Consider the following 17,379-nt stretch of genomic DNA (forward strand, 5'->3'; position numbering starts at 1 on the left):
TAACGTTTTTAAGGTGGTAAGAGGGGGATTGTGTTGAAACAAATTACAGTAATTGGTGCAGGAAGCTGGGGAACAGCGTTATCTATGGTTCTTGCGGATAACGGACATGAAGTAAGAATTTGGGGAAATAAAGCGGAACAAATCCATGAAATTAATGAGAAGCATACGAATGAAGCATATTTACCGGGGATTCAACTTTCTAAAACAATAAAAGGATACGAGTCTCTAGAGGAAGTAATGGATGGGATAGATACGGTACTATTAGTTGTTCCAACGAAAGCGATTCGTAGTGTAATGCAGCAACTAAAGGACGTCGTAAAACAACCGATAACAGTTATCCATGCAAGTAAAGGAATTGAACCAGGATCATTTAAACGTATCTCAGAAATGATTGAAGAAGAGATGCCGAAAGAGTTAATAGAAAGTGTTGTTGTTCTTTCAGGGCCAAGCCATGCAGAAGAGGTAAGTCTTCGTCATCCTACTACTGTAACTGCTGCGTCATATCATCTACAGGCCGCAGAAAAAACACAAAAGCTATTTATGAATACAAATTTCCGTGTTTATACAAATCGAGATGTGATTGGTGTTGAATTAGGCGGGGCACTAAAGAATATTATTGCCCTTGGCGCAGGAATCTCAGATGGTCTTAGTTACGGAGATAACGCAAAAGCAGCGTTAATTTCCAGGGGACTAACGGAAATTACACGATTAGGGTGTGAGATGGGAGCAAATCCGCTTACTTTTGCGGGATTAACAGGTGTCGGTGATTTAATTGTGACTTGTACAAGTGTTCATAGTCGAAATTGGCGAGCTGGAAATTTACTTGGTAAGGGTCATAATTTAGAAGAAGTATTAGAGAATATGGGCATGGTGGTAGAAGGTGTTCGTACAGCTGAGGCAGCATATCATTTAGCTGAAAAAATGAGTATTGAAATGCCGATTACGACTGCGATATATAATGTTTTATTTAATGGAAAAAATGCAAAAGAAGAGGTAGACGCATTAATGGGAAGAACGGGAAAAGGCGAGGTTTCGCGTTAATGTATCGTAAGTATGAAGCGACTGAATTAGAAGGTGTGTAAATAACATGGGATTTATAAGAAGAATAAAAAATCACCGTATTGTAAAAAAACTATGTAAGGCAGTATTTCTTTTCTGTAGTTGTTTGCCTCCCAAAAGGAAGTTAATTTTATTTGAGAGTTATTCCGGAAAACAATATAGTTGTAATCCACGAGCTATGTATGAATATATGTTACGAAATGACATGGACTTTCAAATGGTTTGGAGTGTAAATAAAAATTACACAGCGCAGTTTGATAAAGAAAATATCCCATATGTAAAAAGATTTTCAATTCGTTGGTTTATTTTATTGGCACGTGCGCAGTATTGGATAACAAATAGTAGAATGCCACTTTGGCTTCCTAAGCCAAGGCATACTATTTATATACAAACTTGGCACGGTACACCTCTTAAGAAATTAGCGGGTGATATGAAAGAAGTTCATATGCCAGGTACAACAACTGAAAAGTATAAGGACAACTTTCATCGTGAAGCACAAAACTGGGATTATTTACTTTCCCCTAATGTATATTCGACTGAAATATTTAAGAGGGCTTTTCAATTTCAAAAAACTGTTGTTGAAGCAGGATATCCTCGTAACGATTTCTTATATGTAAATAATAATTCTAAGGCAATCGATACATTAAAGAAACAGAATGGATTACCTATAGATAAAAAAATTATTTTATATGCCCCAACGTGGCGAGACGATCAGTTTTATAGTAAAGGTCGATATAAATTAGATTTACAATTAGATTTAAATCTTTTGCAGAAACAATTAGGTTCAGATTATATCATTTTGTTACGCATGCACTACTTAGTTGCAGAACAGTTTGATTTAGAACCGTATAAAGGGTTTGTGTATGATTTCTCTAAGCATGTCGATATAAATGAGCTGTATTTACTATCTGACTTGTTAATTACAGATTACTCTTCAGTCTTTTTTGACTATGCGAATTTGAAACGACCAATCATTTTCTACACGTATGATATTGACTCGTATCGTGATAAGTTAAGAGGTTTTTATTTTGACTTAGAGACAGAAGCTCCTGGTCCAGTTGTGATGAATACAGAAGAAGTGCTTGAGGAAATATTAAGATTCGAAACTCTAGGTTTAGGTGAATTTGCAGGGGAATATAATACCTTCTATAATAATTATTGTTATTTAGAAGATGGTTTTGCTTCTAAACGAGTAGTAGAGAAAATATTCTTCGGAGAGGCACAGTAAAGATGAACTCAATGATTATGGTATTAAAAGAACAGGTAAACAGTCTATATTTAATTCAACGTTTATCTATTTATCAAGTAAAAAGTACAAATAATAATAATTATTTAGGACTTGTGTGGGAAGTTTTGAATCCTCTCATACAGATGAGTATTTATTGGTTTGTATTCGGCTTTGGGATTCGGGGTGGTCAAGGAGTAAATGGAGTATCATTTGTTTATTGGTTATCTGCAGGGCTTGTTGTATGGTTTTTTGTACAACCAGCAATGCTACAAGCATCTAAGTCTATTTATACAAGGTTAAATATGATTTCGAAGATGAGTTTTCCAATGAGTGTTATCCCAAGTTTTGTAATTATGTCTAATCTTTATCAGCATTTGATACTTATCGGTATTGTGACAATTTTATTTTTAGTAACGGGTCAAGGTATTTCTATTCATTATATTCAGCTTGTTTATTATATGTTTGCTACCCTTATGTTAATATTTTCACTCTCCTTAATTACGTCAACGTTAGCAACAATTGTGAGGGATGTTCAAATGATTGTTCAATCAATTATGCGAATGTTGCTATACTTAACGCCTATATTATGGACACCTGAAAAATTACCATCGTTTCTTCAAAAAATTATGCAGTTAAATCCATTTTGCTATATTGTTGATGGATATCGGGCTTCCTTACTAGGAACAGGTTGGTTTTATGAAGATCTAAATTATGCACTATGTTTTTGGGGTTTTGTTCTTGTTGTATTATTAATTGGTGCAACGCTACATGTGAAATTTAGAAAGCACTTTGCAGATTATCTATGATGAGGGTTGTAAAAAAATGAATGAATCAGTGAGGTTTCATAATGTAACAAAAAAATATAAAATGCATAGCAAAAACTCTGAGAAATTAAAGGATATTCTGTATCCTGGAGGATTTGGTGAAGACTTTTATGCATTAAGAAACTTAGAATTTGAGGCTCAACAAGGCGATGTTATTGGTATTGTTGGGGTAAATGGTTCTGGAAAATCTACAATGTCTAATTTGATTGCTGGAATTACACCGCCTACAACTGGAAGTATCGACATAAAAGGGAAAGTCGCACTTATTGCAATCGCAGCTGGTCTTAATAATCAATTGTCAGGTAGAGAAAACATTGAGCTTAAATGCTTAATGATGGGAATGAGTAAAGCACAAATTGAAAAGTTAACACCTGAAATTATTGATTTTGCTGATATAGGTAAGTTTATTGATATGCCAGTGAAAAAATATTCTAGCGGGATGAAATCGCGTTTAGGGTTTGCAATTTCAGTTAGTATTAATCCAGATGTACTCGTAATTGATGAAGCTTTATCAGTAGGTGATCAAACATTTGCTGATAAATGTTTAAACCGTATGAATGAATTTAAAGAACAAGGAAAAACAATATTTTTTGTTAGCCATTCTTTAGGACAAGTAAAAAAATTCTGTACAAAGGCTCTATGGCTTGAATACGGTGAAATTAGAGATTATGGTCCTATTGAGGAAGTAATGCCGAAGTATGAAAGTTTCTTAAAAGAATATAAGGCAATGAGTAAAGAAGAGCAGCAAAACTTCAAAAAAGAAGCAATGGAGAAACAGGAAGGAAAAGGGTTGGCAGAGGTAAATATTGCTTCAAAAGAGGTTCCAAAAGAAGCTTCCAATTATGCACCTAGATTAAGTGGAGCGCATGTTCACAGTAAGAATAATCGAATCAAACGTAAGTATATTGCTGGCTTAATTGGTGTATTACTAATTACAACTATAAGTGGATTGACGTATTGGCAAAGGGATAATATCTTTTCTCCTTTACAGGCTAAAGAACAAAAGAAAGAACAATCTAGACAAGCAAAAGTTGTTAAACAAGAGAAGAATCCATTAGCTGATTTAGATGTTCGGTATGTAAATTCTGCTAAAGCTCGTGTGAGAAGTGTGCCAGCGTTAGAGGGACAAGCGATTGCTACTATGGTATTTGGAACACCTTTTGTGGTAAAGGATCAGAAAAAAGATGAAAAATCTGGGGTCAATTGGTTGAAGGCTATTTATGATAATGGGGAAGAAGGATGGGTTAGTGAAGAGATAGTAAGCTCAATTCCATTTACTGATGCATTATCTTATGAGGATGTTGTAAATAAAATAAAAAAATTAGAAGGTACTTCTCAAAATCTGGAACAAGCCCTTACTTTTTTAGGTAAGCGTAAAGAGGATGTAACTAGTATAATAGGTATTCCTCAAAATGAAGAAAAAGTACCAGAAGGAGTACTAACAAAATATAAAGAAATTGATGTTTTATATAATAATCAATTGATTGTTAAACAGGTAAGTCTTAAGAACGTAAATATATTGAAGGCAACGTTGTTAGAACAATTGGGTGAAGCACAATTGAAAAACGAAGATAGTTCTTTATTAATTTATCGATCTGATAAGTTTGATTTTAAGTTTGCTTCTAATGGTTCAACAATTGAGCAAATATCCATCTTCGATATATTAAAATAAGGAAATATTGATATAATAAGTGTGTTTGTTAATTGTTCAATCAAGTAAATATAAAAAAATTATATATTACTAGGAGGAATACCATTGAAAAAAGTAAGAAAAGCTATTATTCCAGCAGCTGGATTAGGGACTCGCTTCCTACCAGCAACAAAAGCAATGCCAAAAGAAATGTTACCAATTGTTGATAAACCAACAATTCAATATATCGTGGAAGAGGCAATTGCGTCTGGAATTGAAGATATTATTATCGTAACAGGAAAAGGAAAACGTGCAATTGAAGATCATTTCGATCATTCCTTTGAATTAGAACAAAACTTACTATCAAAAGGAAAGTATGAAACTCTTGAAAAAGTACAAGAATCTTCAAAGATCAACATTCATTATATTCGTCAAAAAGAGCCTAAAGGTCTAGGACATGCTGTTTGGTGTGCTCGTAAATTTATTGGAAATGAGCCATTTGCGGTACTACTTGGTGATGATATTGTTCAAGCGGATACGCCATGCTTACGCCAATTAATGAATCAATATGAGAATACACAATCATCAGTAATTGGTGTTCAAACTGTTCCAGAGAATGAAACGCATCGCTATGGTATTATTGATCCGTTAGAGCAAAAGGATCGTAGTTATCAAGTGAGTAAATTTGTTGAAAAACCTGCTAAAGGAACAGCACCATCTAACTTAGCGATTATGGGACGTTACGTGTTAACGCCAGAAATCTTTATGTTCTTAGAAGATCAACAAACAGGGGCAGGCGGAGAAATTCAGTTAACAGATGCGATTCAGCGTTTAAATGAAATTCAACGTGTATTCGCATATGATTTCGAAGGAAAACGCTATGATGTCGGAGAAAAACTAGGATTTATTCAAACAACAATTGAAATGGCACTGCAACATGAAGAGTTAAAAAAAGAGCTATTAGATTATATGAAAAAGTTAGTGGAAAGCGAAATGGCTTGTAACTAAGCTTTAACGATACAAAAAAGAACGTAAGTCTATTTCATTAGAAATAAGTTTTTTGTAGATTTCAGTCAATATGTTGGGGAAAAGTTAAGGCTATGTTAGTTTTGGAATGGGACTTTCTAATGTTATTTCTCTTTCATTAATCGTCAAAAGAGGATAATATTGTTTCATTTATTTATAAATGGTTATCGGCTACTTATAGTATGCTACTATTTTGCTTCATTTTTTAATAAGAGGACCTCAACTCTATAATTCAACAATTGTTTTTAAACTCTTTTATAAGCGGTTGTTGGACATATAGATACCGTCACAAGAATTTAATTGGGTAATATGCATATGACTATACGATCTTTACTTCCTTGAAATAATTATTTATGAGATTATGTGTGAATTTATATGAAGATAATTGAATGGGATATTCTAGGTAGAGAGTGAATTGGACGTATAAATTTATATTGACGGGGGTATTATCAAGAACTAAAATGAATAATACATGAGTATATTATGATTAATGAAACGAAACGTTTGTTTTGTTAATCAAATCTATACTTGAAAAGTTCAATTTTCTTATCTTGCATTAAATTACATTGAATATATAAATATAAATATTAATTTAAATATATAAATATTAATTTAAATATACGTGTTAACGCTAGGATAAATATGTATAATTTTGATTGATTTCCCCTGACTATGAAAAGTAAATATACATAGGTATATAGTTAAAACCTTACAGAGTAAGGCTTTGTTTAAAAGACTGTGCAATGTTCTATGTGGAGGATACTAACACTAATTCCTTTATAGTGTTACATGAAATAGTGTAACACTATAAAGGAATTTTTGAGGATTTATTCATGCTTTAGGGTCAGTCATTGTAATAAAAATTAGGAGTGATTTTGTACATCTTTGAACAAGTGGAAATATGTATATTCGGATGGTGATTTGTAAATATATTCAGATGTAAATTAAATGATGTTGTGCAATATATATTTAACTTCATTTTTAATCAATTAAATAATAGTGGAGGGGAAGTATGGAGAAGGAAATAAATTTAAAAAGCTTGTTTAATATTATAAAAAGAAGATTTTGGATTATGGCAGTAATCACAATATTGGCCGGATTAGTTGGTGGGATATACAGTTTTTTTATGAAAACGCCTTTATATTCATCTTCCGCAAGGATCCTTATTCCGGCAAATCCTGAAGCAATGGGTACACTTAAAGTGATGATTAAAGAACCTGTTGTTTTAGAAAAAGTAGCGCAGCAACTAAATTTGAAAAAATCAGCAGGCGCATTAAGCGGACAGATAAGTGTTGGAAAGGTGGAAGAATCACAGATTGTCACTATAACAGCTATAGATACTAATCCAGTGCAGGCTGCCCAAATTGCTAATGTTACAGCAAATGTTTATAAAGAAGAAGCAAAATCTGTTATGAATTTCGGAAGTGTTCGTATTTTAACAGAAGCAAACGCACAAGGAAACCCTTCGCCAATAAACCTAAATCATGCAGGTACGATAGAGCTGGCCATGGCTGCCGCATTTATATTGAGTATAGGGATCGTTTTCTTATTGGATTCCCTTGATGAAACAATTAAATCGGAACGTGATATTGAAAAGTTACTACCGATCCCTGTTTTAGGAAGTGTTTCCCAAATGAAAAAAAATAATATAGTAGATAAAAACAGTAAGAAAGAAAGTGTAATGGTAGGAGGAAAAACATTTGATTCTTAATAAAAAACAAAGTCGTCCTCTTGATAATAGTAATTTAATTGCGCATACAGCTCCGAATTCGAAGGTTGCTGAGGAATATCGAACAATTCGTACTAATCTTCAGTTTGTATCTGAAGCAGATAAAAAAAGAACTATAATAATTACTTCTCCTGGATATGGGGAAGGGAAAACCATTACTGTGGCAAATTTGGCGGTTTCTATGGCTCAGCAGGATGAAAGGGTCTTAGTCATTGATGCGGATTTAAGAACTTCAGAACTACATAAAATTTTTGGAATAGAAAATAGATCGGGATTAACAAATATCCTAGAGGGAAAAGTAACGCTAGAGAAGGCGGTAATTCAGACGGAAATCAAAAATGTACATGTTTTAACAAGTGGTTCTGAAGTTAATAATCCGGCTGAGCTGCTTAGCTTACTATCCATGCAAGATTTAATTAACAAAGTAATAGAACAATATGACGTTATTTTATTTGACTCTTCACCTCTTTTGGAAGTAACAGACACGAGTATACTAGCTAGTCAGTGTGATGGCGTATTGTTGGTATTAAGTTGCAATCAAACTGCTAGTGAAGCGGTAGTTGAAGCAGAAAGAGTGTTAGGTTTAAGCAACAGTAGGTTTCTAGGGGCTATTTTGAATAAAAAGGTATAAGAGATTTATTCAAATCAGTTATGCGGGCGATGCTCATACAGTACTTTTTAGCTCATAGGGTAAGGAGGAAGGACATTCTTCGGTACAGAATGAAAGGTCACCTATAAAAAAAGTATATGGTACGGTGATGTCTCCTTACCGCTATCAATGGAGGCACTCGATTATGCTGTGGGTTAAAACACCTTAGACGTTAGTCGTCAAGAGCGTGATGTGAGGGAGGGTTAAATGCCCGTGTTTATTTGAAGTTTCTGTCTAGAAAGTCTTTTTGAAGGATCTTGTAGACAGGAACTTTATATTAGTTAGTCATTTATTTCCTTCCTTAAATCTTTAGTTAGATATATAGATAAAAATATTAGTTACAAAAAATTGAGAGAGGGGCCTATTATGACGTATCATCAAAGATTGTTTCTATTAATTTTAGTAGATTCCTTAATTGTATTAACCACGATTTTCTTTAGTCGCTTTTTAGTAAGTGCTGATTTCCACGTTATAACATTGCCTATTGTAGCAAGTGCGATGACCTTGCTTCTTAGCCATCATATTTTTTCTTTTATTTATAAGCTATATAAAAAAGCATGGGAGTATGCAAGTATAGGCGAACTACTCATTATTTTGAAAGCAGTTACACTTTCTATTATCACAACAGCAGTAGTACAAAAAATATTACTCCATGATATTTATTTCCGTCTACTTGTTGTTACTTGGATGATCCATGTTTTATTGATCGGAGGATCACGTTTTTTATGGCGAATGTTCCGAGATGCTTATATCCAAAAGGGTGACAATAAAAAACGAACGCTAATTATTGGTGCAGGTTCTGCAGGTACAATGGTTGTACGGCAGTTGTTGAATAATAATGAAACAGAATTACTACCAGTTGCTTTTATTGATGACAATATAAAGAAACACGGACTGGATATACTTGGGATACCAGTGGTCGGGGGAGTGAATCGCATTGAATCTACTGTTCAGAAATTAGGCATCGACAGTATCATAATAGCAATTCCTTCACTTAGTAAGAAAGAATTAAATATGATTTTCCAAGAGTGTTCTAAGACAAAAATGAAAACACAAATTCTTCCGATGTTAGAGGATTTAGTGACTGGAAAGGTTTCAGTAAATGAATTTCGTGATGTTCAGGTAGAAGATTTATTAGGGCGTGAGCCGGTTGAATTAGATATTGAAAGTATTTCAGATTTTATAACTAATAAAGTTATTTTAGTAACTGGTGCAGGTGGCTCAATTGGGTCTGAAATTTGTCGTCAAATCGCACATTTTAACCCAAAACAACTGATTTTATTAGGTCATGGTGAAAATAGTATCTATTCCATTGAAATGGAATTAAAAGAGCTATACAGTGACACCGATATTATCTTTACTACAGAAATTGCTGATGTACAGGATGATATGAAAATGATGTCAGTCATGAGTCAATATCATCCTCAAGTTGTTTATCATGCTGCTGCACATAAGCATGTACCCTTAATGGAACGTAATCCTGAAGAAGCGATAAAAAATAATTTGATCGGGACAACAAACGTAGCAACAGCAGCAAGTTGGCATGGAGTTGAGACGTTTGTAATGATTTCTACAGATAAAGCTGTGAATCCTACGAGTGTAATGGGAGCGACAAAAAGGCTTGCTGAAATGGTAATCCAAAACTTAGATAAAACAAGTAGTACGAAATTTGTGGCTGTACGATTTGGAAATGTATTAGGAAGCCGTGGTAGTGTTATACCACTGTTCAAAAAGCAAATTAAGCAAGGGGGACCAGTGACTGTCACTGATCCAAAAATGATTCGTTACTTTATGACAATTCCAGAAGCATCTAAACTTGTAATACAGGCTGGGGCATTAGCTAAAGGTGGGGAGATATTCATTTTGGATATGGGTGATCCTGTCAAAATAGTGGATCTTGCGAAAAACTTAATTACATTATCAGGACATTCATTAGATGAGATACAAATAAAGTTCACTGGAATGAGACCTGGAGAGAAGCTTTTTGAAGAATTGCTGAAAAAAGAAGAAGTGCATGAGCAACAAATCCATCCTAAAATTTACATAGGTAAAACATCAAATCTTTATATAAAAGAAATTGAAGAAATTATTCAAACATACCCTAATCTTGAGAAATTAGAATTGAGAGAACAGGTATTGGCATTGGCAAATAACCGTATAGCTTCGCAAAATATAGTGTGAATGTCGATTTGAATACGTGCGTTTAGATACGTATTTTACTATTTAGAAAAATGAAGTATGTACAGGTTACAGACTGGTTAGACAGATTATAACGAGTGTAGGGTGATATATGTGGGAAATAAAGTATTGTTCTGTGCAACAGTAGATATTCATTTTAAAGCATTTCACTTGCCATATATGAAATGGTTTAAAGAACAGGGATGGGAAGTTCATGTTGCTGCTGCCGGCAACATGGATCTTCCATACGTGGATAAGAAGTATGAACTTTCTATTCAAAGATCCCCTTTGCAGCCCAAGAACATTAAGGCTTATAAAGAGTTGAAAGCTATCATTGATAAAAATGGATATAAAATTATTCATTGCCATACACCAATGGGGGGAGCCCTTACACGTTTGGCAGCAAGAAATGCTAGAAAATATGGAACAAAGGTTTTATATACTGCTCACGGATTCCACTTTTGTAAAGGTGCCCCGCTAATAAATTGGTTATTATATTATCCTATTGAAAAAGTAATGGCAAATTACACAGACTGTCTGATCACAATAAATCAAGAGGATTATGATTTGGCTGTTCAGCGGCGTTTCAAAGCAGTTGAAATTGAACAAGTACACGGAGTGGGAGTAGACACAGAATACTTTAAACCAGCTGATGAGATTCAAAAGCTTTGTCTGAGGAGTGAGATGGGATATAAGCCCACTGATTTCTTGATGTTCTATGCGGCTGAGTTTAATAAAAATAAAAATCAACAATTTTTGATTCGATCATTGGCTTTAATAAAGGATAGTGTCCCAAACGCAAGGCTTCTATTGGCTGGAAACGGTCCCTCACTAGAGGATTGTAAAGATTTGGCTAAACAAATTGGCGTATTTGAAATGGTGGACTTCCTTGGTTATCGGAATGATATCTCGAAAATTTTATCCGCCTGCGATATTGCGGTTGCATCGAGTCTTCGTGAAGGTCTGCCGGTTAATATTATGGAGGCCATGGCTTGTGGGTTACCGATAATTGCAACTGAGAACAGAGGACATTTGGAACTTGTAGAAGATAAAGTAAATGGCTATATCATTTCCAATCAAGATGCTCAAATGTTTGGTTTAAGAGTACTAGAGATGAACAAATCAAAAGACTTACTTGTAAAAATGGGTATTGAAAGCAAAAAGAAAATGCATAAATATTCGATTATTCAAGTTGAATCTGAATTGAGTTCTATTTATGGGAAATACATTCTGGAGGAAACAGATGAAACCGAAAATCAGTATAATAGTTCCTGTCTATAATGTTGAAACTTTATTAGGAAGGTGTTTAAACAGCCTAACGTCACAAACACTTGAAGATATCGAAATCATTATGGTAAACGATGGCTCAACAGATAAGAGTGCAGGTATACTTAATGAGTACGCAAAGAAAGATAAAAGAATTATAGTGATTGAAAAAGAAAACGGTGGTGTTTCTTCAGCAAGAAATGCAGGTATTCAAACCGCGAGCGGAGAATATATTGGGTTTGTTGATCCGGATGATTGGATAGACATGGACATGTATGAAACCTTGTATCAGGAAGCAGTTCAAGGTAAGGCAGACGTTGTTATGTGTACATATACTCGTGAATTTGGAAGTCATTCAAAAGAGAAGAAATTTGATCTTCCTGAAACAGTTTGTTATGAAGGCGAAGAAATTAAAGCAAACGTAATGAGACGTTTAATCGGTCCTATAAATGAAGAAATAGGAAATCCAGAATTCTTAGATGCTTGGGGAACTGTTTGGTCAAAGCTTTATCGTTCTGAAGTTATTAAAGAAAACGCGATTCAGTTTGTGGATTTAAGTTTTATTGGTACAAATGAGGACTCATTATTTAATATACAGACATTTTATTATGTTGATAAATTTGTTTTTTTAAATAAGCCTTTTTATCATTACTGGAAGACAAATGCAGCTTCCGTCACGTCTAATTACAAACCGGAATTGATGAACCAATGGTTTAACCTTTATGACATAATCGAGCAATTTTTAGAAGATAAGCAGCTATCAGGAAATTTTCGATTAGCCTTAAATAATCGTATTTGTCTTAATACACTCGGACTTGGCTTAAATACAATGAGTAAAAGTAATCGCATATCTCCATTAACGAAATTTAACAGATTAAGTAAAATACTAAATGATAATCGGATAAGGCGTTCTTTTAAACAATTAGAGATGAATCACTTCCCTATTGTTTGGAAGGCGTTTTACTTTTGCGTAAAATATAGGTTTACCGCAGGGTATTATTTTATGTTAGTGGCAATAGATTCACTCAGAAAGATGATGAGATAGGAGTGGTACTCTTGAAACCTATTCGTATACTTCAAGTAGTTACCGTCATGAATCGCGGCGGGCTTGAAACTATGTTGATGAATTATTATCGAAGAATAGATCGTAGTAAGATTCAATTTGATTTTATGGTACATAGAACAGATAAGGGACATTATGATGATGAAATAATGAAGCTTGGCGGGAAGATTTATCGAATGCCACAGATACGACCTGGAAATTATCGCTGTTATTTTAAATTACTCAAAGAGTTCTTTGCTACTAATCCTGAATATAAAGTAGTACATTCCCATATCAATGAGAACAGTAGTTTTGTATTAAGAGCAGCGAAAAATGCAGGTGTTCCATGCCGTATTGCGCATAGTCATTTAAGTGATTTAGGTATTGATATAAAACTTCCTTTTCGACTATATGCAAGATTTATGATGAAAGACAATCCGACTGCATATTTTGCATGTTCGAAAAAAGCAGGAGAATGGTTGTTTGGAAAGAAACAGACAAATTCTAATGAAGTAACGGTTCTAAATAACGCAGTGAATGTTGAAGAATTTAAATATAATGAAAGTAAAAGAAATAAAGTAAGAGGAGAAATTGGGGCAAATGATAATACGTTAGTTATAGGGCATGTAGGAAGATTTAATAAGCAAAAGAATCATGAATTCTTAATAGATATTTTCCATGCTGTACATAAAAAGAACCCAGAATCTATACTGACTCTCATAGGAGAGGGTACCCTACGTGCAAGCATTGAAAAAAAAGTCGCTGACTTAGGGTTGTCTTCTAAAGTCAGATTTCTAGGAACTAGAACCGATATCCCGCAATTGATGCAAGGATTTGATATTTTTCTTTTTCCTTCGCTTTTTGAAGGCTTGCCAGTTGTACTAGTGGAAGCACAGGCTGCAGGTTTAAATTGTGTGGTGTCTGATGCAATTACTAGTGAATCTAACTTGACTGACCGAATGAAATTTATGAGCTTAAAGAGTTCAACGGAATTATGGGCAGATTATATTCTTTCCTCATCATTGGAGCATGAGGATACAACAAATGTAATGCAAAATAGTGGCTATGATACGGCTACTATGGCAAACTGGTTGACAGATTACTATTATGCACATGCCCATAAATAATAAAAATTTGATGCAGGAGGGTTTGCAATGACGCCACTCTTAACCGTTTTTACGCCTACATATAATCGTGCATATACCCTTCATTTATGTTATGAAAGTTTAAAGAGGCAAAAATGTAAAGATTTTATTTGGTTAATTATTGATGATGGCTCTAATGATAACACAAAGGAACTTATTGATACTTGGATTGTAGAAGATGTCGTTCCCATTCGTTATCATTACCAAGAAAATCAAGGTATGCATGGGGCACACAATACCGCTTATGAATTAATTGATACAGAATTAAATGTGTGTATAGACTCGGATGATTATATGGCTGAAGATGCTGTTGAAAAGATTGCTTCATTTTGGAAGGCACATGGAAGTAAGAAGTTTGCTGGAATAGTCGGGTTGGATGCGAAACAGAATGGAGAAATCATTGGAACTAAAATGCCATCTAATATTAAATCTTCCACACTGTCAGGTTTGTATGGTCTTCATGGGGTCAGAGGCGATAAGAAACTAGTTTATCGTTCGGAATTGACAAGAAATTCTTTGCCATATCCTATATTTTCAGGAGAAAAGTACTGTCCGCTCAGTTATAAGTATATTTTAATTGATCAACAATGTCCTTTACTTATTATGAATGAAGTCTTATGCCATGTGGAATATTTAGATGATGGTTCGAGTATGAACATGATTAAACAATATAAGAAAAATCCGCGTGGGTTTTTATTCTTCAGAAAGGTTGCTATGCAGTATGCTCCTTCTTTTAAGGAGAGATTTCGAGAATCCATACATTATGTATCTAGTAATCTGATGATTAGAAATTATGCTTTTCTTAAAGAATCACCATGTAAGGGTACTACTTTCCTGGCGATACCTTTCGGGATTCTTCTCTATCTTTATATACAGAATACAAGTAATAAAACCGTTTCGAAGCGCCATTAAGAAGCTGAAGGTATACCGGTAATTGTTGTGTAAGCTTGCAATAATTGGCTAATGAATCTGTTAATATATTTATGTGTAAATATATCTATTTTCTTCAGTGCTTTTGCATGTCTAAGTTACTTGCTTGTTTGCTGTGTGGAAGGAGTTATGGAATGACTATATTATGGATAAACCTTTTTGTAGTTTACATTTTATCTTTTTTTTCAAGATATTCTGCAAAGAGCATGAGCAATGGGATCGTTCCAGTTCAACCAAATAAAATGCTTAGTTTCTTGGCAATGGCATCGCTTGTTATTGTATCGGGACTTAGAAATAATATTGGTGATACTTATTTTTACATGTATTCCTATGCCCACAATGAATTCAGTTGGAGCAATATTGATTTCTCAGGGGATTTTGGGTTTGATCTTTTACAGATGTTTCTGCAACACTTCTCAAAAGATCCGCAGATAATGGTATTTTTTGTCGCCTTAGTGACAAATGTATTAATTGTAATAACTCTTTATAAATACTCCCGGATGCTTGAATTAGCCTTATTTGTATATATTACAGGTGGAATGTATTTAGTATCCATGAATGGAATCAGGCAGTTTTTAGCAGCATCTATTGTCTTTCTGGCCACAAAATATATTTTTAATGGAAATTGGAAAAAATATATTTTAATTGTACTTTTAGCAGCTATGATTCATAAGTCAGCGCTTGTTTTAATCCCAATTTATTTTTTGGTTAGGAGAAAGGCTTGGGCATGGGATACGTACGTATTGCTGTTCTTCTCGGTCATTATAGTAATTGGATTTAACCAATTCTCATCAGCTTTGTTCTCGGCATTAGAATCAACTCAGTATGGACACTACAAGGACTTTGCAGAGGGAGGAGCAAATGTATTACGTGTTGCAGTTAGTGCTGTGCCAATAGTTCTTGCATATCTTGGAAAAGAAAAATTAAGAGAAGTCTTTCCGAAAAGTGATTACATTGTAAACATGTCTTTAATTGGTTTAGTGTTCATGATTATTTCAACGCAAAATTGGATATTTGCAAGATTCACCATTTATTTCAGTTTATATCAATTAATTTTAATTTCATGGATTGTTGTATTATTTTCTAAAAAGGATAGGAATTTCGTATATTACGGACTTTTATTGTGTTATCTCATTTATTATTTTTACGAGAGTGTAATAAGTTTAGGTATCATTTATACAAGTAAATATCTATCTTTATAGATTTTTCAGTAACACTACTTCTAAGTATAAATTTAAGCATATCGGGGGGAGCGTGTATCAATTGGAGAACGTGAGGAAAATTCCATCAACCATACATTATTGTTGGTTTGGTGGTAGAGAGAAACCTGAGATTGTACAAAAATGCATAGATAGCTGGAAGAAGAACCTCCCAGAATATGAAATTATTGAGTGGAATGAAAATAATTTTGACATAGAATGTAACTTATATGTCAAAGAAGCCTATGATTCGAAAAAATTTGCATTTGTAAGTGATTATGTAAGGGTATATGTTCTTTATAAGTTTGGAGGTATTTATTTAGATACCGATGTAGAGGTATTCAAACCTTTTGATAATATGCTCCATCATGATTCATTTTGGGGATTTGAACAAGAAAATTACATAGCGACAAGTACTATAGGAGCAATGAAAGGAAATAAGCTGATCAAAATGTTTTTGGATTCATATGAAGGAAAAGGATTCATCAAAGAGGATGGAAAACATGATGATTTAACCAATGTGGCGGTTGTAACTAATATACTAAAAAATGCAGGATTGAAATTAAATGGAGAATATCAAGAAATAAGCGGTATGGGAGCTTTTTATCCACAAACTTATTTTTCCCCATATGATTATATCAATTGCAGAAAATTTATAACTGAAAATACATATGCAATGCATCATTTTTATAAAAGTTGGTTGCCTCCTAAAGTAAGAATCAAGAGTAATATAAAATTGATTTTAGCGAAAATCATAGGTGGAAATAACGTTGCTAGGCTAAGAAAATATGTGATGGGAAAAGAAGCTTTTAAGGAGAATACACATGATTAAGGTATTCAAGAAAATAGTTCAAACGATAGTTGCAGAAAGCCGTAATAGAGGACTGTACTTTACTATACTAATGAATATTTCGCATGTAATTGGTGCATTAAGAGGTGCCTTCTATAAGGTAATATATTTTCGTAATATAAAGTGTTCAATCTTTTTTCTTCAAGCAAATAGCAAGATTGAGATTTTCAATAAGCGTTCAAAAGTCAATATTGGAAAGTTTGTATTTGTAAGAAAGAATGCCAGCATTAGACTGGATTTTGACGGAGTATTAGATATAGAAGAAAAAGTATTTATTAATGATAACTGTAATATCAACTGTGTAAATAGAATATCGATTGGAAGAAGTACAAAAATAGGGCCAAATGTGAGTATTAATGACCACGATCATAATTATAAAAACCCTGCAGATAGCCATCTGGTAAAAGGTGAGGTAAAGATAGGGAAGAATGTTTGGATTGGTTCTAATGTAGTTATATTGAAGGATACTGTTATAGGTGATAATACCGTAATAGCCGCCGGAAGCGTTGTAAAAGGGCATATTCCTTCTAATACGTTATTTGTGAATAAAAGAGAGAATATGTGTATTGATCGCACTAGTTTAAGCAGCTAATAAAAAGTTTATTCCATATGAATTCATATACT

At 33.7% G+C, this 17,379-nt stretch carries 15 protein-coding genes; all 15 read left to right on the top strand.

What is annotated here, in order from left to right:
• Positions 1-33 precede the first annotated feature (33 nt).
• The 15 genes from C564_RS0107960 (at position 34) to C564_RS0108030 (ending at position 17,347) form a co-directional block, all read left to right on the top strand.
• Positions 34-1,041: an NAD(P)H-dependent glycerol-3-phosphate dehydrogenase gene (locus tag C564_RS0107960; RefSeq protein WP_018764948.1), complete on the top strand. Its 1,008-nt coding sequence runs from the start codon at positions 34-36 to the stop codon at positions 1,039-1,041.
• A gap of 46 nt (positions 1,042-1,087) precedes the next feature.
• Positions 1,088-2,287, top strand: coding sequence for a CDP-glycerol glycerophosphotransferase family protein (locus tag C564_RS0107965; RefSeq protein WP_018764949.1), 1,200 nt, complete (start codon positions 1,088-1,090; stop codon positions 2,285-2,287).
• A 2-nt stretch (positions 2,288-2,289) separates the two neighbouring features.
• A complete protein-coding gene (locus C564_RS0107970) occupies positions 2,290-3,093 on the top strand; it encodes an ABC transporter permease (RefSeq protein WP_018764950.1) in 804 nt (267 codons plus the stop codon).
• A 16-nt stretch (positions 3,094-3,109) separates the two neighbouring features.
• Positions 3,110-4,783, top strand: a complete 1,674-nt coding sequence (tagH, locus tag C564_RS0107975; RefSeq protein WP_018764951.1) for a teichoic acids export ABC transporter ATP-binding subunit TagH — start codon at positions 3,110-3,112, stop codon at positions 4,781-4,783.
• A gap of 84 nt (positions 4,784-4,867) precedes the next feature.
• Positions 4,868-5,749: a UTP--glucose-1-phosphate uridylyltransferase GalU gene (galU, locus tag C564_RS0107980; RefSeq protein ID WP_018764952.1), complete on the top strand. Its 882-nt coding sequence runs from the start codon at positions 4,868-4,870 to the stop codon at positions 5,747-5,749.
• A gap of 1,030 nt (positions 5,750-6,779) precedes the next feature.
• Entirely contained in the window at positions 6,780-7,478 is a 699-nt protein-coding gene (locus C564_RS0107985) for a YveK family protein (RefSeq protein ID WP_003202114.1), read from the top strand.
• Positions 7,468-8,127 (top strand): CpsD/CapB family tyrosine-protein kinase, encoded by a 660-nt coding sequence (locus tag C564_RS0107990; protein ID WP_018764953.1) that lies wholly within the window; start codon positions 7,468-7,470, stop codon positions 8,125-8,127. The genes C564_RS0107985 and C564_RS0107990 overlap by 11 nt, the downstream gene beginning before the upstream one ends.
• A gap of 384 nt (positions 8,128-8,511) precedes the next feature.
• Positions 8,512-10,326, top strand: coding sequence for a polysaccharide biosynthesis protein (locus tag C564_RS0107995; RefSeq protein WP_003202117.1), 1,815 nt, complete (start codon positions 8,512-8,514; stop codon positions 10,324-10,326).
• A 111-nt stretch (positions 10,327-10,437) separates the two neighbouring features.
• Positions 10,438-11,604, top strand: coding sequence for a glycosyltransferase family 4 protein (locus tag C564_RS0108000; protein WP_018764954.1), 1,167 nt, complete (start codon positions 10,438-10,440; stop codon positions 11,602-11,604).
• A complete protein-coding gene (locus C564_RS0108005; protein WP_018764955.1) occupies positions 11,567-12,634 on the top strand; it encodes a glycosyltransferase in 1,068 nt (355 codons plus the stop codon). The genes C564_RS0108000 and C564_RS0108005 overlap by 38 nt, the downstream gene beginning before the upstream one ends.
• 11 nt (positions 12,635-12,645) lie before the next feature.
• On the top strand, positions 12,646-13,758 hold the full coding sequence (locus C564_RS0108010; protein ID WP_018764956.1) for a glycosyltransferase family 1 protein: 1,113 nt from the start codon (positions 12,646-12,648) through the stop codon (positions 13,756-13,758).
• 27 nt (positions 13,759-13,785) lie between these two features.
• Entirely contained in the window at positions 13,786-14,688 is a 903-nt protein-coding gene (locus C564_RS0108015) for a glycosyltransferase family 2 protein (RefSeq protein ID WP_006096621.1), read from the top strand.
• 152 nt (positions 14,689-14,840) lie between these two features.
• Positions 14,841-15,908 (top strand): EpsG family protein, encoded by a 1,068-nt coding sequence (locus C564_RS0108020; RefSeq protein ID WP_018764957.1) that lies wholly within the window; start codon positions 14,841-14,843, stop codon positions 15,906-15,908.
• 61 nt (positions 15,909-15,969) lie between these two features.
• Positions 15,970-16,737: a glycosyltransferase family 32 protein gene (locus tag C564_RS0108025; RefSeq protein WP_026008498.1), complete on the top strand. Its 768-nt coding sequence runs from the start codon at positions 15,970-15,972 to the stop codon at positions 16,735-16,737.
• Positions 16,730-17,347: an acyltransferase gene (locus C564_RS0108030; protein ID WP_018764959.1), complete on the top strand. Its 618-nt coding sequence runs from the start codon at positions 16,730-16,732 to the stop codon at positions 17,345-17,347. Before C564_RS0108025 ends, C564_RS0108030 begins: the two co-directional genes overlap by 8 nt.
• Positions 17,348-17,379 lie beyond the last annotated feature (32 nt).

This window comes from Bacillus sp. 105MF (assembly GCF_000374885.1).
Taxonomy (GTDB): domain Bacteria; phylum Bacillota; class Bacilli; order Bacillales; family Bacillaceae_G; genus Bacillus_A; species Bacillus_A pseudomycoides.